We start from the raw sequence: 21558 nt of genomic DNA on the forward strand, positions 1-21558 counted from the left end.
CGGGCAGCGGTTTCCCCGGCCGCTCCCCGAGGGCCCCGGGCATCGCCCCGAGCCTGCGGTCCAGCCGCCCGTCCCCCGGATCGCACCCGGCGGCTTCCGTTTCCACCCGGCTCCGTGCCATGCCCGCACCTCGCGCATCCGGTGCCGCATGGCGCATCATGGCCCTATCGCCGTCGCCAGGGCCAAGGCCGGCAGGCGAACCAATTCACCGCACCAACTTGCGGGGAACTGCAAGACAAACCGGAGATCAGCCGACCTGCCGGCCGCGGCTCCAGACGCCGCGCAGCACTGGCTGGCCGCCAATGCCGGCGACGCGCAGCATGTCCGCCCGCTGCCCCGCCTCCAGCCGTCCGCGGTCGGCCAGCCCGGCAGCCCGGGCGGGTGCCTCGGTGACGGTGCGCACCGCGCGCGGCAGGTCGTCCCAGAACTCCGCCAGCCGGAACGCGGCCAGCAGCAGCGAGGACGGCACGTAATCCGACGACACGATGTCGAGCAGCCCGAATTCGGCCAGGGCCAGCGCCGCGACATTGCCCGAATGCGATCCGCCGCGGACGATGTTGGGCGCGCCCATCATGATGGCGATGCCCTGCTCGCGGCAGGCGGCGGCGGCCTCCGCCGTCGTGGGGAACTCCGCGAAGGCCACGCCCTTGCCGCGCGACTCTGCCACCTGGTCCGGCGTGGTGTCGTCATGGCTGGCCAGCACCGCGCCCAGCCTGCGCGCCTCGGCGGCGGCCCCGGCCGCGTGGCTGGCGCCGAAGCGGTCCTGCAGCGCGTGAAGATGGACGACATGCGCCTCGAAGGCCGCATCGGTGAAGCCGCGCTTGCCCGCCCAGTACGCCTTCAGCTTGGAGATGTCGCGGAACTGCCGCTGCCCGGGCGTGTGGTCCATCAGGCTGAGGATGCCGATCCGGTCGCCGGGGCCGAACTCCGCCAGTTCCTCAAGCAGCGTCTCCGAGCAGATCTCGGCGCGCAGATGAACGAAATGCGAGATCCGGAAGGCGCCGAGGCGGCGCAGCTCTGTCAGTTCGTCGGCCACGCCGCGGGCGTATTTGCCGTAGCCCTGGTCCTGCGAGGTGATCGATCCGACGCGCAGCGCGTCGAAGACCGTGGTGATCCCGGCCGAGGCCAGCTCGCCGTCATGCGCCAGGAGCGCCGGGCGGTGCGGCCAGGCAACTTCGGGGCGGGGCTCGATATGCCGCTCCAGATTGTCGGTGTGCAGCTCGACGAGGCCGGGCATCAGCAGGTCGCCGCCGCAGTCGACCGCACCGGCAGGCAGACCCGCGCCGAAGCCGATCCCGGCGATCTGCCCATCCTCCACCGCGATCCAGCCGGGCTCCACCCGGTCGGGAAGCACCAGCCTGGCATTGCCGAGGCGGAAACTGGCGGAAACCGCAGGATGCGGCAGGGCGGAGGCGACGAACTGGTCCATGGCAGGGGTCCTTCGGGGGAGGCTGGCGGAAAAGGGTCAGGCGTGATCGGCGGCCAGCAGCGCCAGGGCGCGGGCCACGGTGTCTTCGATCGGCCCGTCATTTTCGACCGGGTGGGCGGCGATGCCGGGTGGCAGCGGCGCGGCGGCGCGCGCCAGCCGCCGCGCGATCTCGCCCGCATCCTCGCGTCCGCGTCCCCTGAGGCGGCGCGCCAGGGTGTCGGGCCGAGCCGTGACGTTGAGGACGGCGAGGCGGGGAAAGACCGCGGCGGCCTCGGCCAGCACGCTGCGCGACAGGTTGGCGATCCGGCCGCCCCCGGCGGAGACGTCCGCGGCCACCCCGGCGGGAATGCCGTAGCGCAGGCCGTGCGCCGCCCAGCAGAGGCAGAAGGCGCCGGCCGCCTCGCGGACGCGGAACTCGGCCTCGCTGACCGCGATGTAGTCTTCGCCGCCCAGGCCCGGCGCTCGGGTGATCACGCGGCGGACCGGCACGAGATGCGGCGCGGCGCGGACGAGGGCGCGGATCAGGCTGTCTTTTCCCACGCCCGAGGCGCCGACCACCGCGACCAGGCGCCCGGTGCCGGTCATTGCGCGCGCTCCGGCGAGAAGGCGGTCATGTCGATCTCGCGGTCGCAGATCTCGGCGCGCGCCCCGGCGTCGTGGAAGATGCCGACGATCGCGCAGCCCCGCGCCTTGGCCTCGCGGATGAGATCCAGCACGACCGCGCGGTTTGCCGGGTCGAGGCTGGCGGTCGGCTCGTCGAGCAGCAGCGCCGGATAGGGATGGACGAAGCCGCGGGCGATGTTGACCCGCTGCTGCTCGCCGCCCGAGAAGGTGGTGGGCGAGAGCGTCCAGAGCCGCTCGGGGACGTTCAGCCGCCCGAGCAGCGCGGCAGCGCGGTCGCGGGCCGGGGCCTCCGCCATGCCGAGGATGCGCAGCGGCTCGGCCACGACCTCGATGGTCGGCACCCGCGGCACGACGCGCAGGAACTGGCTGACATGGCCCAGCACCTCGCGGCGCAGCCGGATCACCTGCCGCGGCTCGGCCCCGGCCATGTCGATCCCGCCGATGGCGATGCGGCCCTCGTCGGTGCGGTAATTGCCGTAGATCATCCGCATCAGCGTCGACTTGCCCGCGCCCGAGGCGCCGGTCAGCGCCACGCATTCGCCCCTTGCCACCGAGAAGCCCGCCCCGGCCAGAACCGGGATTTCCGCGCTGCCCTGGTTGTGCAGCACGAAGCGCTTCGACACGCCCGCGATCTCGATCATCCGTCCGTTTCCGTCCATGTCCGTCCCCTCAGGCTGCCAGAACGCTGGAGACCAGCAGCTGGGTGTAGCCGTGCTGCGGATCGTCGAGCACCTGGTCGGTCAGGCCCTGCTCGACGACCTCGCCGGATTTCATCACCATCAGCCGGTCGGCGAGCAGGCGCACCACGGCGAGATCATGGGTGACGATCACTGCCGAGAGCCCCATGTCGCGCACCAGCCCGCGCAACAGGTCGAGGAGCCGCGCCTGCACCGAGACGTCGAGCCCGCCGGTCGGTTCGTCCATGAACACGAGCCGCGGCCCGGTGACGAGATTGCGCGCGATCTGCAGCCGCTGCTGCATGCCGCCCGAGAAGGCCGAGGGCCGGTCGTCGATGCGCCCCGGGTCGATCTCGACGCGGGCGAGCCAGTCCTGCGCCGCGCCGCGGATCGCGCCGTAGTTCCGCGCGCCCGCCGCCATCAGCCTCTCGCCGACGTTGCCGCCCGCCGAGACGCCCATGCGCAGCCCGTCGCGGGCATGCTGGTGGACGAAGGCCCACTCGCTGCGCGACAGCGCCCGCCGCTCGGGCTCGGCCATGGCCAGCACGTCGCGCGGGCCGTGGCTGCGCGTGTCGAAGATCACCTGGCCCGCATCCGCCGCCAGATGCCCGGCAAGGCAGCCGAGCAGCGTCGACTTTCCCGAGCCGCTCTCGCCGACGATGCCCATGACCTCGCCGGGCCAGAGATCGAAGGAGACGCCGCGGCAGCCGAGCCGGGGCCCGTAGGATTTGGAGAGGGTGCGGACCGACAGGATCGGGGTCATTGGGCGGCCTCCAGGGCTGCGTCGCGGCGGGATGTGCAGAAATCGGTGTCGGAGCAGACGAACATTCGGGTGCCGCGGTCGTCGGTGATCACCTCGTCGAGATAGCTCTCCGTCGCGCCGCAGAGCGCGCAGGGATGCTCCGGCTTGGAGGCCTCGAACGGATGGTCCTCGAAATCGAGGCTGACCACGTTGGTATAGGGCGGCAGGGCGTGGATGCGCTGCTCGCGCCCGGCGCCGAACAGCTGGATCGCCGGGCAGCCGGAAAGCTTGGGGTTGTCGAATTTCGGGATCGGCGAGGGGTCCATGACATAGCGGCCCTCCACCATCACCGGATAGGCATAGGCGGCGGAGACATGGCCGTGCCGGGCAATGTCCTCGTAGAGCTTCACATGCATCAGCCCGTAATCGCCGAGCGCATGCATCCGCCGCGTCTCGGTCTCGCGCGGCTCGAGAAAGCGCAGGGGTTCGGGAATGGGCACCTGGTAGACGAGGATCTGGCCTTCGGCCAGCGGCGTCTCGGGGATGCGGTGGCGGGTCTGGATCACGGTCGCGTCCGCGGTGCGGGTGGTGGTGGCGACGCCGGCGGTGCGCTCGAAGAACTTGCGGATCGAGACGGCGTTGGTGGTGTCGTCCGCGCCCTGGTCGATGACCTTGAATCGGTCCTCGGGCACCAGCACAGCGGCCGAGAGCTGCACGCCGCCGGTGCCCCAGCCATAGGGCATCGGCATCTCGCGGCTGGCGAAGGGCACTTGGCAGCCCGGGATGGCAAGCGCCTTGAGGATGGCACGGCGGATCATCCGCTTGGTCTGCTCGTCAAGATAGGCGAAATTGTAGGCGGCATCGGTCATGGCAGCAGCTTTCGCGCGATCCGGTCCAGGGCGGCGTCCGGATCGTCCAGGATTTCGGCTTCGGTGAGGTGGAGCGTTACGATCCCGAGGCGGCCGAACCCGGCGTCGGTCCGCGGGTCGGGGCTGTCGATCTGCAGCACGGTCCGGCGCTCCGGGCAGGCGAAGCTGGCGGCGAGGCCGCGCAGCACGGGCCGGCGGCGGAACCTGAGGCCGTGGAACCGGCGGGACCGGAGCTGCTCCCACAGCCAGGTTTCGGCGGGGGATGCCGCCTGCCGCAGGAGCCGCGCGTTGTGGATGTCGACGGGATGGTTTCTCATGTGCCGCTTCCCCCTCACCCCGGCCCTCTCCCCGGCGGGGAGAGGGAGGCCGCTGAACGACCGGAGGTTCGGCAAGATTGGCAAACGGAAGGTTAACGTGGGCGGGTGGCCAGAGGGACGTCTCCCTCTCCCCGCCGGGGAGAGGGATGGGGTGAGGGGGGCTCCGGCGGCGCGGCTCATGCGCTTGCCTCCGCTTCCGCGCGCAGCTTGCGGACCAGCTCCAGCTCCGACTGGAAATCCACGTAATGCGGCAGCTTGATATGTTCGAGAAACCCGGTGGCCTGCACGTTGTCGGCGTGGCTCAGCACGAATTCCGCATCCTGGGCGGGGGCGCCGGTGAACTCCTCGCCCAGCTCCCGCCAGCGCAGCGCGCGGTCGACCAGCGCCATCGCGATTGCCTTGCGCTCGGTCTGGCCGAAGGCCAGCCCGTAGCCGCGGGTGAATTGCGGCGGCTCGGTCTTCGAGCCTTTGAACTGGTTCACCGTCTCGCATTCGGTCAGCGTCACCTCGCCGATCTCGACCGGGAATCCCAGCTCGGGGATGTCCATCTCGACTGCGACCTTTCCGATGCGCAGCTCGCCGACGAAGGCATGGTTGCGCGCATAGCCGCGCTGGGTCGAATAGGCGAGCGACAGCAGGAAGCCCTCGTCGGCGCGGGCCAGCGCCTGCAGGCGCAGCGCGCGGCAGGCCGGCAGCTCCAGCGGTTCGCGGGTCAGGTCGGGCGGCACGGCCTCGCCATCTCCGGCGGGCTCGATCAGCCCGTCGCGGCCGAGGAACGCCGCCACATGCGGCACCGGCTCGGGCGCCGCGGGATTCTCCGGGGCCGCTTCGGGCGTCCCGCCTTCGGCGGCGAGGCGGAACTCCAGCAGCCGGTGGGTATAGTCGAAGGTCGGGCCCAGCACCTGCCCGCCGGGCAGATCCTTGAAGGTTGCCGAGATGCGCCGGTCGCAGGCCATTTCCGCGGTTTCCACCGGCTGCGCCGCGCCGAAACGCGGCAGCGTCGTCCGGTAGGCCCGGATCAGGAACACCGCCTCCACAAGGTCGCCGCGGGCCTGCTTGATCGCCAGCGCGGCCAAGTCGGGATCGTGCAGCGCGCCTTCGGCCATCACCCGGTTGACCGACAGCGCCAGCTGCCCGCGGATCTGCGCGACCGATAGCTCGGCCACGCCGACATCTCCGCGGCGCTCCTCCTCCAGCCAGGCATGGGCATTGCCGATGGCGCGCTCGCCGCCCTTGACTGCAACATACATCAGCCGACCCGCGTGCTGCGCGGCAGCGCCGCCAGGCGCGTGCCGCTGGTGAACAGGAAATCCAGCCCGAGCGGGAAGCGCGCCGCATTTGCGCGGAAGGCCTCCGTTTCCGGCAGCGACAGCCAGGCCTCGCCGGCGATCCCGGGGCCCGACAGGCGCGTGCCCTCGGCGGCAAGCCGCGGCAGTTCCGCGATCAGCGTTGCGGAGCGGTCGGGATAGTCGGCCGTGCCGGCCCGGTAGCGGCCGAGCGGAGCCAGCGCCTCCCAGGTGCCGACGGCAAAGGCGCAGTCCGCGGCCGCAGCCAGCGGCGCCCCGCAATGGAAGGAGACCCAGGCGCGGACCTCCGGGCAGTCGGCCTCACCGGCCAGATGCAGCGGCGTGTCGCCGTCGCAGAGCAGCAGAAGCACGGTCCCGGCGGCGACCGAGAGCGGCGCGGGCGGGCTGGCGCCGCCAAGCTCGGCGATGCGGCCCGGCCGGGCCATCGCCTCCATCACCTGGCGGAAGCCGCGCGCGGCCTCCTTGGCGGGGGCGGCAAAGCCGCCTTCGAGTGCCTCTGCCGGCATCAGTCGTCTCCCCTGACCATCGTGAAGAAATCCACCTTGGTGGCCGCCGCCTTCGAGGCGCGGCTGCGCCGGGCGGCGTCGCGTTCGCCGGCCAGCGGATCGAGCACCGCCGTCCTCAGTGCCGCAGCCGCCCCGGTCTGCATGAGCGCGTCGATCAGCGCCGCGGCCTCGGCATCGGGCTTCGAGCGGCCCTGCAGACAGGCATGGCCCACCGTGCCGCAGCCGAGCCGCAGGCTGCAGCGCGTCACGGTCATTTCGCCCAGGTTGAAGGGCGCGCCGGTGGCGCCGGCCCGGCCGCGCACCATGACGCTGCCGGTCTCGGGCGCGCGCAGCCAGGCAAAGGCCGGGCGCGCCATCGCGGCATCGAGCAGCCCGGCCGCCCGTCCCGGCGGCGCCTTCGCCAGAAGGCCCATCCAGGCCTGCCGCTCCGCGTTCGCGCTTTCCATCTCGACAACTTCCCAATATACTAGACAACTAGACACATTATGCCCCAGGCCGGAGCGGGGCGCGAGAGGGGAATTGTGAATTTTGGGTGACAGGACACCGATCTGGGCGGAAATCGCCCGCGCACTGCGCCGCGAGATCGCCGAGGGCGGCTATGCCCCGGGCGACCGCCTGCCCACCGAGGCGCAGCTCTCCGCGCGGTTCGGCGTGAACCGGCACACGGTGCGCCATGCGCTGTCCGCGCTGGTGGAAGAGGGGCTGGTGCTGACCCGCCGCGGCTCGGGCGCCTTCGTCGCGGCGCGGCCCGCGGACTATCCGATCGGCCGCCGTACCCGCTTCACCGAGAACCTGCTGGCCGCGGGGCAGCGTCCCGGGCGCGAGAGCCTGGGGCAGGAGACCCGCGCCGCCACCGGGGCCGAGGCCGGCTGGCTGGGGATCGCGCCGGGCGAACCGCTTCTGGTCAGCCGCGGCCGGTCGCTGGGCGACGGGCGGCCGCTGGCGCTGTCGGAGTCGCTTTTTCCGGTCGCGCGCCTGCCCGGCATTGCCGAAGCGCTGGCCGGAGGGCAGGGGGTTACCCTGGCGCTGCGGGCTGCGGGGGTCGCCGATTACACCCGAGCCTGGACGCGGATCACCGCCGTGCCGGCCAGCGCAACCCGAGCGCTCCTGCTGGAACTGCCGGAGGGCGCGCCGCTGCTCTGCACGACGGCCCTCAATCTCGGCCCCGACGGGCAGCCGGTGGAGCATGGCCGCACCTGGTGGGCCGGGGAACGGATCACGCTGACGCTGGGCGGGGAAGACTAGCCGCCATGCGCCTCGAGGAAGGCCTCGGCCGGAAGCCTGCGGAACGCCTCGAGGGCGGCGCGCAGGCGGCCGTGGTCCCAGTCCCACCAGCCGAGCGCGATCATCCGCTCGGCCAGCTCCCGCGGCAGCCGCTCGCGCAGCGGCGCCGCCGGGACGCCCGCGACGATCATGTAGGGCGCCACGTCCCTGGTCACGACCGCGCCGGAGGCGACGACCGCGCCATGGCCGAGCGTCACGCCCGGTTTCACCATCGCGCCATGGCCGATCCAGGTGTCGTGGCCGATCTCGGCGATCCGGGCATGGCGGCGGGCGAAGAACGCCTCGTCCGGGTCTGCATCGTCCCAGTAGTCGTCCGAGCGGTAGAGGAAATGGTGGCAGGCGGCGGTCTCCAGCGGATGGTCGGTGGCGCCGATCCGCGAGAAGGCGGCGATGTTGGCAAATTTGCCGATCCGCGCATTGGCAATCTCGGCATAGCGGTCGCAATAGCTGTAATCGCCCATCTCGACCCGAGTCAGGCGGCTGCCGCGGCCGATCTCGCAGAACGTGCCGAAGCGGCTGTCCGAGATCTCGCAATCGGGATGCTGGACCGGATCGGGGCCGAGACGCGGCATCAATGTCCGCTCCCGCGCCCGATCAGGGCGGCGCGCAGCTTGCCCGAGAGCCAGTCCATCGCCATTACCATGAGCACGATCAGCACGATGTAATAGGCGACTTCCTCCCAGTCCTTCTGGGTCTGCATCGCCTGGGTCAGCAGCAGGCCGATGCCGCCGCCGGTGATGGCGCCGATGATCGTCGCGCTGCGGGTGTTCGACTCGAGGAAATACAGCACCTGGCTGGCCAGCACCGGCACGATCTGCGGCAGCACGCCGAAGCGCGCGCGCTGCAGCGCGTTGGCGCCGGTGGATCGGATGCCCTCCACCTGCTTGCCGTCGATGTTCTCCAGCGCCTCGGAGAAGACCTTGCCGAAAGTGCCGGTGTCGGTGACCAGGATCGCCAGCGCGCCGGTCAGCGGGCCGGGCCCGAAGGCGCGGGCCAGCACGATGGTCCAGATAAGCGAGTCCACCCCGCGGATGAAATCGAAGACCCGGCGGAACAGTCCGCGCACCAGCCAGACCGGCGTGAAGTTCCGCGCCGCGAGGAAGGCCAGCGGCAGCGCCGCGAGGGCCGCGCCGAAGGTGCCGAGGAAGGCCATCAGGATCGTCTCGCAGATTGCCCAGGCAACGTCCTTGTGGTGCCAGACGGCGTTGGTCCACCAGTCATGCGCCGCGCCCGCTATGTTGCCGCGCGCCGGATCGAGGCGCGGGCCGAATAGGATCTCGCCCGTTCCGTGACCGAAATACGGGCTGTCGAGGGTGAACCAGAACAGGTCCCAGCCGAAGAAATAGCGGAAGATCTCGGTGCGGGCCGGGGTCATCGTCACGCGCGCACCGGGCAGGGTGACCATCACCCGCTTGTCCGACGCGCTGACCCAGGCGGGCAGCACGCCGCCGAAATCGTTCGAGATGTTGCGGCCTTCCAGCGCCAGGCGCGCGCTGCCGTAGCCGGGGATCTCCAGCTCGGTGACGTTGCCGGGCAGCAGCCGCGCGGTCGCGCCATGGCCCAGATTGACCGTCACCATGTCGCCGAGGCCGATCCAGTCCGGCGCCTGGCCGGGGGGATAGGTGCCGCGGCGCTCGCCCTCGATTGCGATCTCGATCTCGCCCGAGCGGTGCTGCCGCTCGACATGGGTCTTGTAGCTCCAGCTGTCCGAGGCCAGCACCACGGCGTTTTCCCAGCGCGCCCGGCCCAGCAGCCCGGCAATGTCGAAGGCGAAGGCGGCATAGGCGAGATAGAGCACGACGCCCGCCAGCAGGCCGAACCCCGCCAGCTGCTTGCGGCGGAACAGGCGGCTTGCCGAGGCGCGCAGGTCGCCTGCATCGACGGCGGTCATGTGCGGCTTCCTTCGACGAGACGGCGGCGGACATGGCCCGAGAGCTGGTCGAAGGCCACGATCGCGCCGAAGAGCAGCAGGAAGATCGCGGCGGCGTCGCCGAACCGGCCCGGCCCCCAGGACATGGCGTTCTTCAGCTCGTAGCCGATCCCGCCCGCGCCGACGAAGCCGAGGATCGCAGAGGCGCGGACATTGATTTCGAAGCGCAGCAGCGCGTAGCTGAGGAAGTTGGGCGCCACCTGCGGCAGCACGCCGAGCGCCATGCGCTGCCCCCAGGCCGCCCCGACAGAGGCCAGCCCCTCGACCGGCTTGGCATCGGCATTCTCGGCGACCTCCGAGAACAGCTTGCCGAGCGCACCGGCGGTGTGGAAGGCAATGGCGATCACCGCCGGGACCGGCCCGCCGCCGAGCACGAAGATCAGCATCAGCGCAATGACGATCTCGGGGATCGCGCGCATCAGGTCCATCAGGCGGCGGAACAGCGGCACCGCCCGCGGCCAGGGCGCGAGCCCGGGGATCGACAGGAAGGCCAGCACCGTGCCGGCCATCGCTCCGGCCAGGGTGGAGACGGCGGCGATGTTCAGGGTCTCGACCAGGTCCGGCAGGTATTCCAGCAGTTTCCCGGGCAGCTGGGCGCGCTTCTCCCAGGCCTCGGACAGCACCATCGCGGGATAGTCGCCGATCCGGTGCAGCCCGTCGAGGAAGCCGCCGGCATTGCGGTCATTGGCCGTCTGGAAGCCCGCGGCCATCAGGGCGGCGAAGACAAGCAGCGCCAGCCCGCCGTAGAGCCTGCGGCGGCGCAGCTCGGCCATGTAGCTGTCGCGGATGGCGCCCGCGGGCGCATGGGCAAGGTCGGACATGCGGAGACTCGGCAAAAGGGCGCGGGCCCGGACATTGCCGGGCCCGCGGGAAAGGGATCAGGCGGTCAGGAGCCCTGCTCGATCTTCGCGCGGCGCACGGCGATGATCGACTCGTAGGCGTCATGGCTGATCGGGTTGAAGCCCAGCGTGTCGCCCCCGGCCACGCCGTAGGCGCAGTCCGCGTCGGTTTCGTAGAGGTTGTCCATGATCGAGGTGACCTCGGCCCTGACGTCCTGCGGCAGCGCCTTGCGCAGGACGAAGGGGCCCTCGGGGATCGGTTTCGACTGCCAGATCTGGACCATCTCGTTCATGTCGACCAGGCCCGCATCGACCGCCTTGCGCAGCGCGCCCGAGTTGTAGCCGTCCTCCCAGTTGCCCTGGCCGTCGGCCCAGGTCACGCCGGCGTCGATGTCGCCGTTATAGACCGCGACGATGGTCTGCTCGTGGCCGCCGGTGAACTTGACGTCGGCGAAGTAGTCCGATGCGCCGTCCTGCATGGCGGCCGCCGGGATGTCGGGGTTGGAGGCGGGGATCTCGACCGACGGGATCAGGTAGCCCGAGGTGGAATTCGGGTCGCCGAAGCCGAAGACCTTGCCCTTGGCATCGGCCAGGGTGGCGATGCCGCTGTCCTTGCGGGCGAAGCCTATGGAGTAATAGGCGTAGGAGCCGTCGAGGTTGGTCTTGACCAGGACCGGCTCGACCGCTTCGGGGTCCTGGAGGTAGACGCCGGCATAACCCGAGGCGCCGAGGATCGCGGCGTCGATGGTGCCGCCCAGCAGGCCCTGCATCACGCCGTTGTAGTCGGCGGGCGCGAAGATCTTGACCGGCACGCCCAGCTTGGCGGTGATCTGCTCGGCCAGGCATTCGTTGTTGGCGATGCGGTCCTGGGCGTTCTCGCCGCCGAGGATGCCGAGGCGGAATTCGCTGATCTCCTGGGCGGAGGCAGCGGAGACGAGGGCCGTGGACGCGGCCAGGGCAAGTGCAAGAGCTTTCATTTTCTCTCTCCTTGGTATGGCCGCCCCGGACCGGGACGCGGCCGGTTGGGTCGGATCAGATATGGGCCTCGGCCTCGCGCAGCGCGGCGGCCGGGGTGACGATGGCGGTCGAGGTCGCGTATTCGGAGAAATCCGCGCCGGCGCCGTAGATGTCGCGGGCGACGCCGGTGGTCAGCTGCGCGGGGGTGCCGTCGAAGACGATGCGGCCGTCGAGCATGCCGATCACCCGGTCGCAGTAGCGCCGCGCGGTGTCCAGCGTGTGCAGGTTCGCGATCACCATGCGGCCGTCCTCCTCGTGGATGCGGCGCAGCGTGTCCATCACGACTTGCGCATTCATCGGGTCGAGCGAGGCGATCGGCTCGTCGGCGAGGATGATGTCGGGTTCCTGCATCAGCGCCCGGGCGATGGCGACGCGCTGCTGCTGGCCGCCCGACAGCGCTTCGGCCCGCTTCGGCGCGTGCTCGGCGATGCCGAGGCGCTCCAGGATGCCGATGGCGCGGTGGATGTCGGCCTCGGGGTAGAGGTTGAACATCGTGGACAGCGTGGAGCGGCGGTTCAGCGTGCCGTGCAGCACGTTCGACACCACGTCCATCCGCGGCACCAGGTTGAACTGCTGGAAGATCATCGCGCAGCGGCTCTGCCAGCGGCGGCGGTCTGCGCCGCGGAACGCGGAGATCTCCGCGCCGTCGAAGAGGATGCGCCCCTCGCTGGCATCGGTCAGCCGGTTCAGCATCCGCAGCATCGTCGACTTGCCCGCGCCCGACCGGCCGATGATGCCGATCATCGCGGGTTTCTCCACCGCGAAGCTGGCCCGGTCCACGGCCGTCCTGCTGCCGAAGCGCCGGGTCAGATTTTCGACCTGCAACATGCGTCACCTCTTTCGTCGCGGGTCCTGCTAGGGCGCGGGCGCGTCGGTTTCGTGACGGGCGCGCAACGGATTTGTGAAGCCTGCCCGCTCCAGCGGGGGAAGTTGCGGCAGGCTCGCGCTGCGGCCCCGTGCCGGCCGGGCAGGGAGGCGCGCCCGGAAGCGGCCGGGGTCCTCTCCGTCTCCGGAGGCAGGGCTGCCTCGCCGTCGGCGCGGGCGTCCGCCCGGACGGCCCCGGCCCGAGGCGCGTGGGGGACCCGCCGCTCCCCGCCGCGGGCGGAGCAGCCCCGGTCGGCCGCACGGCATCCGCGATGCCTGCCTTCCCGCAGCACGCCGACCGGGGCACGCGGCGGGAACTGTCCGCCTGGCGGACAGTTGCGGGCTTTCCGTGTTGGGCCCCCGGCGCAGGGCCTAAGAACGGGGCACCGCGTCTGGGAGGAACGCCATGCACATGCCCAAACCCCCGAACCTTGCCGCCGCTGCGGAGTCGCGCCGATGATCCGGCCCTCCGCGAAGAAGATCGTCTCGCGCGGCTTCCTTGCCGCCGCCGGAGCCTGCTTCCTCTTCGGCACCGCCGTGACCGTCGGCGATGTCGTCCTGCGCGCCGCGGCTTCGCGCAACATCCCCGGCGCGATCGAGCTGACCTCGCTGTCGATCGGGCTAGGGGCGCTGCTGTCCATGCCGGTCTGCTACGCGATGCAGAGCCATGTCACCGCGCGGCTGCTGTCCGAGCTGATGCCGAACCGCTTCGGCCGGCCGCTCGGCCTCATGGGCGCGGCCGTCTCGGCGGGCTTCGCCGGGCTGCTCTTCTGGATCATGGCGGAGGCCGCCGCCGAGAAGATCGGCTCGCCCGAGACGACGGCGGACCTGGGCCTGCCGATCCCCGCGGCCACCGCCATCGTCGCGGCCGCGCTGGCCGCCTGCCTGATCGCGGCCCTTGCCGGGCTGCGCTACGCGCTCAAGAACGACCGGAGCTGGTGATGGACGGCATCCTTCTCGGCGGACTCGGCTTCGGCGCCGCCATCCTCATGATCTTCCTCGAAATCCCGGTCGCCGTGGCGCTTGGGCTGGTCGGGCTCCTCGGCTCCGGCCTGATCATCGGCTTTCCCGGTGCCATGGCCATCGGCTCCACGACCATCTGGGACAGCCTGACCAACTACACGCTGACCATGCTGCCGCTCTTCGTGCTGATGGGCAATGTCGCGGCGAGGAGCGGGCTCTCCGCCAAGCTCTACCGATCCATGGCGGTGCTGCTGGGCCACCGGCGCGGCGGGCTGGCGCTGGCCACGATCGGCGCCTCGGCAGGCTTCGGCATGATCTCGGGCTCGTCGCTGGCGACCACCGCCACGATGGGGCGGATCGCGCTGCCGGAGATGCAGGAGGCCGGCTATTCCCGTTCGCTTTCCGCCGGTTCCGTTGCGGCGGGCGGCACGCTGGGCATCCTGATCCCGCCCTCGACCGTGCTGGTGATCTATGCCTTCATCGCCGAGCAGTCGATCCGCGACCTCCTTCTTGCCACGGCCGGGCCGATCTGCCTGGCGATCCTGCTCTATTGCCTGGCGATCTGGCTGCCGATCCGTCTGGGCTGGTCGGCCGCGCCGGAGCGCGAACGCGCCTGCCGCGAGACCCGCCGCGCCGCCGTCCGAGAGCTGCTGCCGCCGGTGGGAATCTTCGCGCTGATCATGGGCGGGCTCTATACCGGGCTCTTCACCGCCAACGAGACCGCCGCCATCGGTGCGGCCGTGGTGCTGGCCTATGGCGTCCTGTCGCGCAGGCTGTCGGCGGAGGGCTTCCTCGGCGCGCTGATGGACACGGCACTGACCTGCGGGGCGCTCTATCTCGTGCTGATCGGGGCGAACCTCTTCAATTTCTTCCTGGCGCTTTCCGGCCTGCCGTTCTCGCTGACCGGGCTGTTCTCGGGCATCCTCGACCAGCCATTGCTGGTGATCCTGCTGATGCTGGCGATCTACCTGGTCCTCGGCACGCTGATGGACAGCCTCGCCATGCTGCTGCTGACCGTGCCGCTCTTCGTGCCGATCGCCGATGCGGCCGGCATCAACCTGATCTGGTTCGGCATCTTCGCCGTCATGGTCGTCGAAATGGGGCTGATCACGCCGCCGGTCGGCATGAACCTCTTCGTGCTCAAGGCCGTCGTTCCCGAGGTGAAGCTGACCGAGCTCTGGAAGGGCGCCGCGCCCTTCGTTGCTGCCGATTTCATCCGCGTCGCCATCATCATCGCGCTGCCCGCGATCGTGATCTGGCTGCCGCTCAACGCCGTCTGAACCTGAGGGAGGAACCCATGTTCAACCGATTGACTGCCGCCAGCCTTCTGGCGCTTGCCGTCGCCGCGCCGCTGGAGGCCCGCGAATTGCGCGTCTCGTCCTTCGAACCGGCCCAGGGCTTCTATTCCGCGAAGATCCTGCAGCCCTGGATCGACGAGGCCAACGCGAAGCTCTCCAAGGCCGCGCAGCTCCGGCTCTATCCCGGCTCCATCCTCGGCGCGCCGCCGGCGCAGGCGGAACTGGTGAAGAAGGGCGTCGCCGACATCGCGCTGGTCGTGCCGACCTATACGCCCGGGCTCTTTCCGCTGACCGGCGTGGTCGAGCTGCCGGGGCTGGTGGAAACCGGGGCGATGGGCGCCGACATCCTCAACACGCTGCAGGAAGATGGCGCGCTCGACGCGGAATATGCCGATTACAAGGTGATCGCGCTCTTCACCACGCCCGCCTACCGCTTCTTCATGACCGATGCGGCCGTTGAGGAACCTGCCCAGCTGGACGGGCTGAAGCTGCGCTCGCCCTCGAAATTCGGCTCGGAGCTCTTCGAGATGGCCGGGGCCTCGGGCGTCGGCATCCCGGCACCTCAGGTCTATGAAAACCTCGAGCGCGGCGTGGTCTCGGGCGCGGCCTGGGTGATGGATGCCTACCGCACCTTCCGGCTCGACGAGGTCGCGCCCCATATCTCGACCACGGGCTTCATGGCGCAGCCGATGTCGATCCTGATGAACCGGCGCAGCTATGACAGCCTGTCGGAGGCGGACCGCGCGGTGATCGACGCCATGTCCGGCCGGGCCACTGCCGGCTGGATCGCCGGGGTGGTCGATGCCACCGATGCCGAGATCGAGGCGGCCTTCCGCGAGGGCGGCAAGGTCACCTTCACCGAGCCCGATGCCGGTCAGGCGGCACTCTGGCAGGAGGCCTTTGCCGCCGCGCCCGAGCTCTGGATCGAAGAACAGCCCGACCCCGAAGCGGCGCAGGCGGCGCTGGAGCGCGCGCATGAGGTCGCCGGGCACTGACCTGTCCGCCTCCCGGACAGGCCGGGCGCGGCGCTCCCCCGCTGCGCCCGGCACTGGCAGGATGGCGCATCACATGACATTCGAAGGAGACAACCATGGCAATCAATGCTCTGGGCTATCTCGGCATACGCTCCGACAGGCTCGATGACTGGGGTGATTTCGCGGGCAAGCTGCTGGGAATGCAGAAGATCGACCGCGGCGGCAAGGCGCTGGCCTTCCGCATGGACGACCGGGCGCAGCGGCTTCTGGTCACCGACGAGCCTGGCGACACGCTGGCCTTCATGGGCTGGCAGGTCGAGCGCCGCGAGGATCTCGAAACCTATGCGGCGCGGCTCGACCGTGCCGGGGTGCAGGTTCATCCCGGCTCGCCCCAGCTCTGCGACCGCCGTCTGGTGGGCAGCCTGATCTGGTTCGAGGACCCGATGGGCAACCGCGTCGAGCTGTTCCACGATCCGGTGATCGCCACCGATCCCTTCCGTCCGGGCCGCCCGATCGACGGGTTCCAGACCGGACCCTACGGGATGGGCCATGCGGTGCTGCATGTGAAGGACATCGACGTGATGCTGCCCTTCTACCGCGACAACCTGGATTTCCATGTCTCGGATTACGGGCTGACCCCCTACGGGCTCTACTTCTTCCACGTCAACGGGCGGCACCATTCCTTCGCGATGGTGGGCTCGGGGCAGGAGGGGTTCCACCATTTCATGGTCGAATTCCGCAATCTCGACGATGTCGGCCAGGGCTTCGACCTCGCCCAGCAGGAAGAGGGACGCGTCGCCTATACGCTGGGCCGGCACACCAATGACTACATGACCTCCTATTACGCGCATTCGCCCTCGGGCTTCTTCGTCGAGAACGGCTGGGGCGGGCGGGTGATCGACCCGGCGACCTGGGAGCCGCACGAGACCCATGACGGCCCGAGCTTCTGGGGGCACGAACGGCTCTACCTGACCGAGGAAGGCGGGCGGAAGCGGCTGCGCGACATGCGCCTCGACGCCGCCCGCAACGGCCGCCGCGCGCCGCCGGTGGCCGATTGCCCCTGGCTCTATGCCGAACTGACCAAGCAGTGGAAATGACCATGGACCATTACGACGTTGCCATCGTGGGCTATGGCCCCGCGGGCGCCACGCTCGCCCATCTGCTGGGCCAGTGCGGGCTGAAGACCCTGGTGCTCGACCGCGAGAGCGCCCATTACCACCTGCCGCGGGCGGTGCATTTCGACGCCGAGGTGATGCGGGTGTTCCAGTGGATCGGCATTGCCGACGCGATGGAGCCGATGACCGCGATCCATCCCGGCATGCGCTTCGTCGACGGGGCCGGGAAGCTGCTCCTCGACTGGCCGCGCCCGCAGGGCGAGGGACCGCAGGGCTGGCGCGCCAACTACCGCTTCCACCAGCCGGATCTGGAGGCGCTGCTGCGCGGGCGGCTGGCGGAACGCCCGGAGGTGACGGTGCGCACGCGCTGCGACGTCTTCCATGTCGAGGATCAGGGCGACAAGGTGGCGCTGCGCTTCGAGGACATGTCCTGCGGCAGGGTCGAGCGCGTGACCGCCGCCTATGTCGTGGGCTGCGACGGCGCGCGCTCGCTGATCCGCCGCTATATCGAGAGCGGCATGGAGGATCTGGGCTTCCACGAACGCTGGCTGGTGGTCGACCTGATCCTGAAGGGCGAGAAGCCGGAGCTGGGCGACCATTCCATCCAGTATTGCCGCCCCGGCCGCCCGGCCACCTATGTCCGCACCCCGGGCAAGCGGCGCCGCTGGGAGATCACCGTGCTGCCCGGCGAGGACAGCGCCGAGATCGCCAAACCGGAAAACGTCTGGGCCCTGGTCTCCGACTGGATCGCGCCCGACGAGGCCGAGATGGAGCGGACGGCGGTCTATGTCTTCCACTCGCTCGTCGCCGAGGACTGGCGCAAGGGCCGGCTCATCCTGGCGGGCGATGCCTGCCACCAGACGCCGCCCTTCATGGGCCAGGGCATGTGCGCGGGCACCCGCGACGTGGCGAACCTCTACTGGAAGCTGGCGCTGATCTGCAAAGGCAAGGTGACGGGCGCGGCGGCGGAGCGGCTGCTCGACAGCTACGAGAGCGAACGCAAGCCCAATGCCCGCGAATACATCGCCACCGCCGTGCGGCTCGGCGGGCTGATCAATACCGCCGGGACCGAAGCGGCGCTGCGGGCCGCGCTGCCCTCGGCGGACGGCTCGGCGCGGATGGAAAGCATCGCGCCGCCGCTTGGGGAAGGGCTCGGCACCGGCGAAACGGCCGGGCGGCTCTTCGGCCAGCCGCGCCTGTCGGACGGCACGCGGATGGATGACCGCTATCCCCACCAATTCGTCGTGGTGGCCGAGGCCGGTCTGGCCGAGGGGCTGGACCTGCCCGAGGGCGTAGCGCTGGTCACGACTGCGGACTCGAACGCGGCCGAGCATCTGGCCCGGCTCGGCGCCCGCGCCACCGTCCTGCGCCCCGACCGCCACACGCTGGGCGGCGCGGACACTGCGGAGGAACTGGCCGCGCTCTTCGCCCTCGTCCTTCCGAACCCAATCGAAACTCAGCAACCGGAACTGGTGTGATCCCATGAAACTCTGCTCCTTCTCCAAGAACGGAACCTCTTCCTACGGCCTCGTCACCGAGGCAGGCATCGTCGATCTCGGCCGCCGCTTCGCGGAGCCTGACCTGCGCGCCTTTCTCGCGGCAGGCGACATGGCCAAGGCCGCGGCACTGGCCACGGCGGCGCCTGACTACGCTTTCGACGAGGTGACCCATGAGCCGGTCATCCCGAACCCGGACAAGATCATCTGCGTGGGGCTGAACTACCACGCCCATATCGAGGAAACCGGCCGCGAGGAGACGCCGAACCCGGTGCTCTTCGCCCGCTATGCCGGGTCGCAGATCGGGCATGGCGCGCCGCTCGTCAAGCCGCTGGAATCCGACAAGTTCGACTACGAGGGCGAGGTCGCCGTCATCATCGGCAAGGAAGGCCGCCGGATTTCCGAGGCCGGGGCGCTTGACTACGTGGCCGGCTATGCCTGCTACAATGACGGCTCGGTGCGCGACTGGCAGAAGCACACGCACCAGTTCATGCCGGGCAAGACCTTTGCCGGGACCGGCGGCTTCGGCCCCTGGATGGTGACCGCCGACGAGATCCCGGACCCGGCGAAGATGCACCTGCAGACCCGGCTGAACGGCGAGGTCATGCAGGACACCACCGTCGATCTGCTGGTGACCTCGATCCCGCGGCTGATCGCCTATTGCTCGACTATCCTGCCGCTGCTGCCCGGCGACGTCATCGTCTCGGGCACGCCTGGGGGCGTCGGCGCGCGGCGCAACCCGCCGCTCTTCATGAAGGACGGCGATGTCTGCGAGGTCGAGGTCTCGGGCATCGGCATCCTCAGGAATCCGGTCATGGCCGAGGTCGCGGCAGGGGCGGATGCGCCCGTCACCGAGGATGCCTGACTTCCGCGCGGGGGCGTGACATGCTGCTGTCCATGACAGACGGTTCCGCCCCGCCGAAATCCTCGCCCGGCTCCGTGCGCGCGCTCGTGCGGGGCCTCGCCATCCTGCGCCATGTCAACAAGGTGGGCGAGGCGCGGCCGGGCGAGATCGCCAGGGCCCTCGGCATTCCCCGTCCGACCGTCTACCGGCTGCTGGAGACGCTGGAAGAAGCGGGCTATGTCGCCTTCTCCGCCACCTCGCAGCTCGTGCGGGTCACCCGGCTTGCCGCGGCGCTCGGCGACGGGCACGCGCTGACCACGGAGATCGCCCAGGCGGCCGGCCCGATCTTCGGCGAATACGCCAGTCAGGTGGTCTGGCCGCTCGACCTGACCGTCTATCACAACGCCGCCATGGTCATCCAGGAGACCACGCATGGCCGCTCGCCGCTGTCGATCGACCGCGGCATGACCGGCTACCGGCTGCCGATGCTGCGCACCTCCGCCGGGCGGGCCTATCTGGCCTTCTGCCCCGACGAGGAGCGCGCGCTGATCCTCGACCACCTCCGGCGGCTCGGCGATCCGGAGGATCTGCCGTTTCTCGGCGAGTGCTGGCTCGTCCGGATGATCTCGGAGACCCGCATGCGCGGCATCGCCGTGCGCGACAGCGGCGAGTTCCGGCAGGAGACCGCCTCGCTCGCCGTGCCGATCCGCGCGGAGGGGGGGCTGCTGGGCTGCGTCTCGCTGATCTGGATCCGCACGGCCATGGGCACGCGGCGGGCGCTGTCCGACTACGGCGGCCCGCTGCTGGACATTGCCGGCCGCATCGCCGCCGCCCTGCCGGACTGAGGGCTCAGAGCGGCCTGGCCTCCATCTCGGCGGCGACCGGGGCATCGACAGGCACGTCATAGGTCATCAGGATCGTGCCCAGCACCGAATAGAAGCCCACCGTGGCGATCAGGTCGAACACCGCCTCCCGCCCGAAGGCCGCGGCCAGCTCGCGCTCCAGCTCCGCGGGCAGGCGGTGATGCTCGAAGATCGCGTCGACCGCCCGCACCAGCAGCCCGTCCGGCCCCGCGGGCATGGCCAGCACCGCGGCGATGCGTTCGTCCGGCATGCCGAGCGCGCGCGCCCGCGAGACGTGATGCGCCCATTCATATGACGACCCCAGCCGGACGCCAGTGCGCAGGATGGCGATCTCGGAATTCTCCGGTCCGAGCGCGCTGTCCTTGACCACATGCTGGCGCAGCGGCGCCCAGGCGCGCAGCAGGTCGGGATGGTGCGCCATCGTGCGGTAGATGTTCAGCGCCCCGGCGAAGCCGGTCCTCAGGTCTTCGGCCCGTTCCGGCCAATCGGCATCGCCGAGCGGGCCGATTCCAGTGTCTTGCGTCATGCCAGTCCCCCTTTTCGCCCCATTGAACCGGCCCGGCCGCCGGTCCGCAAGTTCCGGCGCGGCACCGTCCGCCAGGCGAACGTCGCTGCCATGCCGCTTGCGGCCAGACTGCGTGCATGGATAGCTGTCCGCATCGCGCAGACCGCGCAGGGAGACCCCAGATGGCCCGCATGACCCTGTTCCACGCCCCCGGATCCTGTTCGCTGGGCATCCACCTGCTGCTGGAAGAGACCGGCGCGCCCTATGCGATGGTTCCCGTCGACCTGGCGCGGGGCGAGCAGCGCGGGGCGGCTTTCCTGTCGGTCAATCCCAAGGGCAAGGTGCCGGCGCTGAAGCTGCCCGACGGGTCCGTTCTGACCGAGTTCCCGGTGATCGCGCTCTGGCTGGCGCGGCAGCATCCGGAGGCGGCGCTCCTTCCGGCGGAACCGGACCGCGAGATCCGCGTGCTGGAACTGACCGAGCACATCGTTTCGGGCCTGCACATGCGGGGATCGGTCTTCGCCATGCGGCCGGACCGGTTCGCCGCCGACCCGGCCATGCAGGAGGTGCTCCGCGCGCATGGCAGGGAGGTGCTTTCCGCGGGGCAGGCCCGGCTCGAGGAGCAGCTCGGCGGCCAGCCCTTCCTGTTCGGCAGCTTTTCGATCGCCGATGCCGCGGCCTTCTACCTGCTGTCCTGGAGCGGCCGGACCGGCGTCGCCCTGACGCCCGCGCTGGAGCGCTACATGGACGGCCTGCGCGCCCGTGCCTCGGCGCGGACCGTGCTTGCCTGGCCCGCCCGCCCGGCAGAGGCAGGCTGACGCCGCCCGCCTCTGCGCCCGGCGCCGGATCGCCGTGGACGGGCGCGGAAGATGGCTCCGCCGTGCGGTCTCCGCCGCTCCGAGGCGCGGGTCGGTGCGGGGCGAGGAAGGCGGCAGGCTGAAGGCGGGGAAGCTTCCGGCACGGTCACCAGGCTTTGCCCGGGGGGCAATTCGCGGCACTTGGATTGCGCCGCTGCGGGCGGGCCAGGCGGCCGGGTTGAATTCGCCCTCCGCGGGCTTCCAGAGGAAGAATGCCCATGCCCGGACGCCACCGAGG

General features: G+C 70.5%; 24 protein-coding genes. 9 read left to right on the top strand and 15 right to left on the bottom strand.

The features are described from left to right. Positions 1 to 247: 247 nt before the first annotated feature. From HCC78_RS27410 to phnG, 9 genes are all read right to left on the bottom strand, one after another. A complete protein-coding gene (locus tag HCC78_RS27410; protein ID WP_172331959.1) occupies positions 248 to 1429 on the bottom strand; it encodes an alpha-D-ribose 1-methylphosphonate 5-triphosphate diphosphatase in 1182 nt (393 codons plus the stop codon). A gap of 36 nt (positions 1430 to 1465) precedes the next feature. Continuing rightward, positions 1466 to 2014, bottom strand: coding sequence for a phosphonate metabolism protein/1,5-bisphosphokinase (PRPP-forming) PhnN (gene phnN / locus HCC78_RS27415; protein WP_172331960.1), 549 nt, complete (start codon positions 2012 to 2014; stop codon positions 1466 to 1468). Further along, positions 2011 to 2694: a phosphonate C-P lyase system protein PhnL gene (gene phnL, locus HCC78_RS27420; protein ID WP_172331979.1), complete on the bottom strand. Its 684-nt coding sequence runs from the start codon at positions 2692 to 2694 to the stop codon at positions 2011 to 2013. Before phnL ends, phnN begins: the two co-directional genes overlap by 4 nt. A gap of 28 nt (positions 2695 to 2722) precedes the next feature. Further along, the gene (gene phnK / locus HCC78_RS27425) at positions 2723 to 3493 is read right to left on the bottom strand and encodes a phosphonate C-P lyase system protein PhnK (RefSeq protein ID WP_172331961.1); all 771 of its coding nucleotides are present in this window, start codon (positions 3491 to 3493) and stop codon (positions 2723 to 2725) included. Continuing rightward, a complete protein-coding gene (locus HCC78_RS27430; RefSeq protein WP_172331962.1) occupies positions 3490 to 4341 on the bottom strand; it encodes an alpha-D-ribose 1-methylphosphonate 5-phosphate C-P-lyase PhnJ in 852 nt (283 codons plus the stop codon). Before HCC78_RS27430 ends, phnK begins: the two co-directional genes overlap by 4 nt. Continuing rightward, positions 4338 to 4658 (bottom strand): endonuclease domain-containing protein, encoded by a 321-nt coding sequence (locus tag HCC78_RS27435; protein ID WP_172331963.1) that lies wholly within the window; start codon positions 4656 to 4658, stop codon positions 4338 to 4340. The genes HCC78_RS27430 and HCC78_RS27435 overlap by 4 nt, the downstream gene beginning before the upstream one ends. A 176-nt stretch (positions 4659 to 4834) precedes the next feature. Next, positions 4835 to 5908, bottom strand: coding sequence for a carbon-phosphorus lyase complex subunit PhnI (locus HCC78_RS27440; protein WP_172331964.1), 1074 nt, complete (start codon positions 5906 to 5908; stop codon positions 4835 to 4837). Next, complete coding sequence (phnH, locus tag HCC78_RS27445; RefSeq protein ID WP_172331965.1) at positions 5908 to 6471, bottom strand: phosphonate C-P lyase system protein PhnH; 564 nt, start codon at positions 6469 to 6471, stop codon at positions 5908 to 5910. The genes HCC78_RS27440 and phnH overlap by 1 nt, the downstream gene beginning before the upstream one ends. Next, a complete protein-coding gene (phnG, locus tag HCC78_RS27450) occupies positions 6471 to 6917 on the bottom strand; it encodes a phosphonate C-P lyase system protein PhnG (protein WP_172331966.1) in 447 nt (148 codons plus the stop codon). The genes phnH and phnG overlap by 1 nt, the downstream gene beginning before the upstream one ends. An 82-nt stretch (positions 6918 to 6999) precedes the next feature. On the opposite strand from phnG, the gene phnF reads away from it, so the two are divergent. Then, positions 7000 to 7716, top strand: coding sequence for a phosphonate metabolism transcriptional regulator PhnF (gene phnF, locus HCC78_RS27455; protein ID WP_216671337.1), 717 nt, complete (start codon positions 7000 to 7002; stop codon positions 7714 to 7716). Here phnF and HCC78_RS27460 read toward each other — a convergent pair. The 5 genes from HCC78_RS27460 to phnC form a co-directional block, all read right to left on the bottom strand. Beyond that, positions 7713 to 8327: a DapH/DapD/GlmU-related protein gene (locus HCC78_RS27460; RefSeq protein WP_172331967.1), complete on the bottom strand. Its 615-nt coding sequence runs from the start codon at positions 8325 to 8327 to the stop codon at positions 7713 to 7715. The genes phnF and HCC78_RS27460 overlap by 4 nt on opposite strands. Continuing rightward, the gene (gene phnE / locus HCC78_RS27465) at positions 8327 to 9646 is read right to left on the bottom strand and encodes a phosphonate ABC transporter, permease protein PhnE (protein WP_172331968.1); all 1320 of its coding nucleotides are present in this window, start codon (positions 9644 to 9646) and stop codon (positions 8327 to 8329) included. Before phnE (HCC78_RS27465) ends, HCC78_RS27460 begins: the two co-directional genes overlap by 1 nt. Continuing rightward, on the bottom strand, positions 9643 to 10506 hold the full coding sequence (gene phnE, locus HCC78_RS27470; RefSeq protein ID WP_172331969.1) for a phosphonate ABC transporter, permease protein PhnE: 864 nt from the start codon (positions 10504 to 10506) through the stop codon (positions 9643 to 9645). Before phnE (HCC78_RS27470) ends, phnE (HCC78_RS27465) begins: the two co-directional genes overlap by 4 nt. 65 nt (positions 10507 to 10571) lie before the next feature. Then, entirely contained in the window at positions 10572 to 11501 is a 930-nt protein-coding gene (phnD, locus tag HCC78_RS27475) for a phosphonate ABC transporter substrate-binding protein (RefSeq protein WP_172331970.1), read from the bottom strand. 55 nt (positions 11502 to 11556) lie between these two features. Beyond that, entirely contained in the window at positions 11557 to 12369 is an 813-nt protein-coding gene (phnC, locus tag HCC78_RS27480) for a phosphonate ABC transporter ATP-binding protein (RefSeq protein WP_172331971.1), read from the bottom strand. A gap of 492 nt (positions 12370 to 12861) precedes the next feature. Between phnC and HCC78_RS27485 the strand changes: the two genes are divergently transcribed. From HCC78_RS27485 to HCC78_RS27515, 7 genes are all read left to right on the top strand, one after another. Then, the gene (locus tag HCC78_RS27485) at positions 12862 to 13347 is read left to right on the top strand and encodes a TRAP transporter small permease (protein ID WP_172331972.1); all 486 of its coding nucleotides are present in this window, start codon (positions 12862 to 12864) and stop codon (positions 13345 to 13347) included. Further along, positions 13347 to 14648, top strand: a complete 1302-nt coding sequence (locus HCC78_RS27490) for a TRAP transporter large permease (RefSeq protein WP_172331973.1) — start codon at positions 13347 to 13349, stop codon at positions 14646 to 14648. The genes HCC78_RS27485 and HCC78_RS27490 overlap by 1 nt, the downstream gene beginning before the upstream one ends. Before the next feature lie 17 nt (positions 14649 to 14665). Beyond that, positions 14666 to 15661, top strand: coding sequence for a TRAP transporter substrate-binding protein (locus HCC78_RS27495; RefSeq protein ID WP_172331974.1), 996 nt, complete (start codon positions 14666 to 14668; stop codon positions 15659 to 15661). 95 nt (positions 15662 to 15756) lie between these two features. Further along, positions 15757 to 16737: a VOC family protein gene (locus HCC78_RS27500; protein ID WP_172331975.1), complete on the top strand. Its 981-nt coding sequence runs from the start codon at positions 15757 to 15759 to the stop codon at positions 16735 to 16737. 2 nt (positions 16738 to 16739) lie between these two features. Further along, a complete protein-coding gene (locus tag HCC78_RS27505) occupies positions 16740 to 18233 on the top strand; it encodes a bifunctional 3-(3-hydroxy-phenyl)propionate/3-hydroxycinnamic acid hydroxylase (RefSeq protein ID WP_172331976.1) in 1494 nt (497 codons plus the stop codon). Positions 18234 to 18237: 4 nt separating this feature from the next. Continuing rightward, positions 18238 to 19116, top strand: a complete 879-nt coding sequence (locus HCC78_RS27510) for a fumarylacetoacetate hydrolase family protein (RefSeq protein ID WP_172331977.1) — start codon at positions 18238 to 18240, stop codon at positions 19114 to 19116. A gap of 20 nt (positions 19117 to 19136) precedes the next feature. Further along, on the top strand, positions 19137 to 19940 hold the full coding sequence (locus HCC78_RS27515) for a DNA-binding transcriptional regulator (protein WP_253949389.1): 804 nt from the start codon (positions 19137 to 19139) through the stop codon (positions 19938 to 19940). A 4-nt stretch (positions 19941 to 19944) separates the two neighbouring features. On the opposite strand, the gene HCC78_RS27520 is transcribed toward HCC78_RS27515, so the two are convergent. Then, the gene (locus tag HCC78_RS27520) at positions 19945 to 20484 is read right to left on the bottom strand and encodes a carboxymuconolactone decarboxylase family protein (protein WP_172331978.1); all 540 of its coding nucleotides are present in this window, start codon (positions 20482 to 20484) and stop codon (positions 19945 to 19947) included. Positions 20485 to 20645: 161 nt separating this feature from the next. Between HCC78_RS27520 and HCC78_RS27525 the strand changes: the two genes are divergently transcribed. Further along, the gene (locus HCC78_RS27525) at positions 20646 to 21281 is read left to right on the top strand and encodes a glutathione S-transferase family protein (RefSeq protein WP_216671338.1); all 636 of its coding nucleotides are present in this window, start codon (positions 20646 to 20648) and stop codon (positions 21279 to 21281) included. The last annotated feature ends 277 nt before the right edge of the window (positions 21282 to 21558 follow it).

The organism is Mangrovicoccus sp. HB161399, from assembly GCF_013184745.1.
GTDB lineage: Bacteria > Pseudomonadota > Alphaproteobacteria > Rhodobacterales > Rhodobacteraceae > Mangrovicoccus.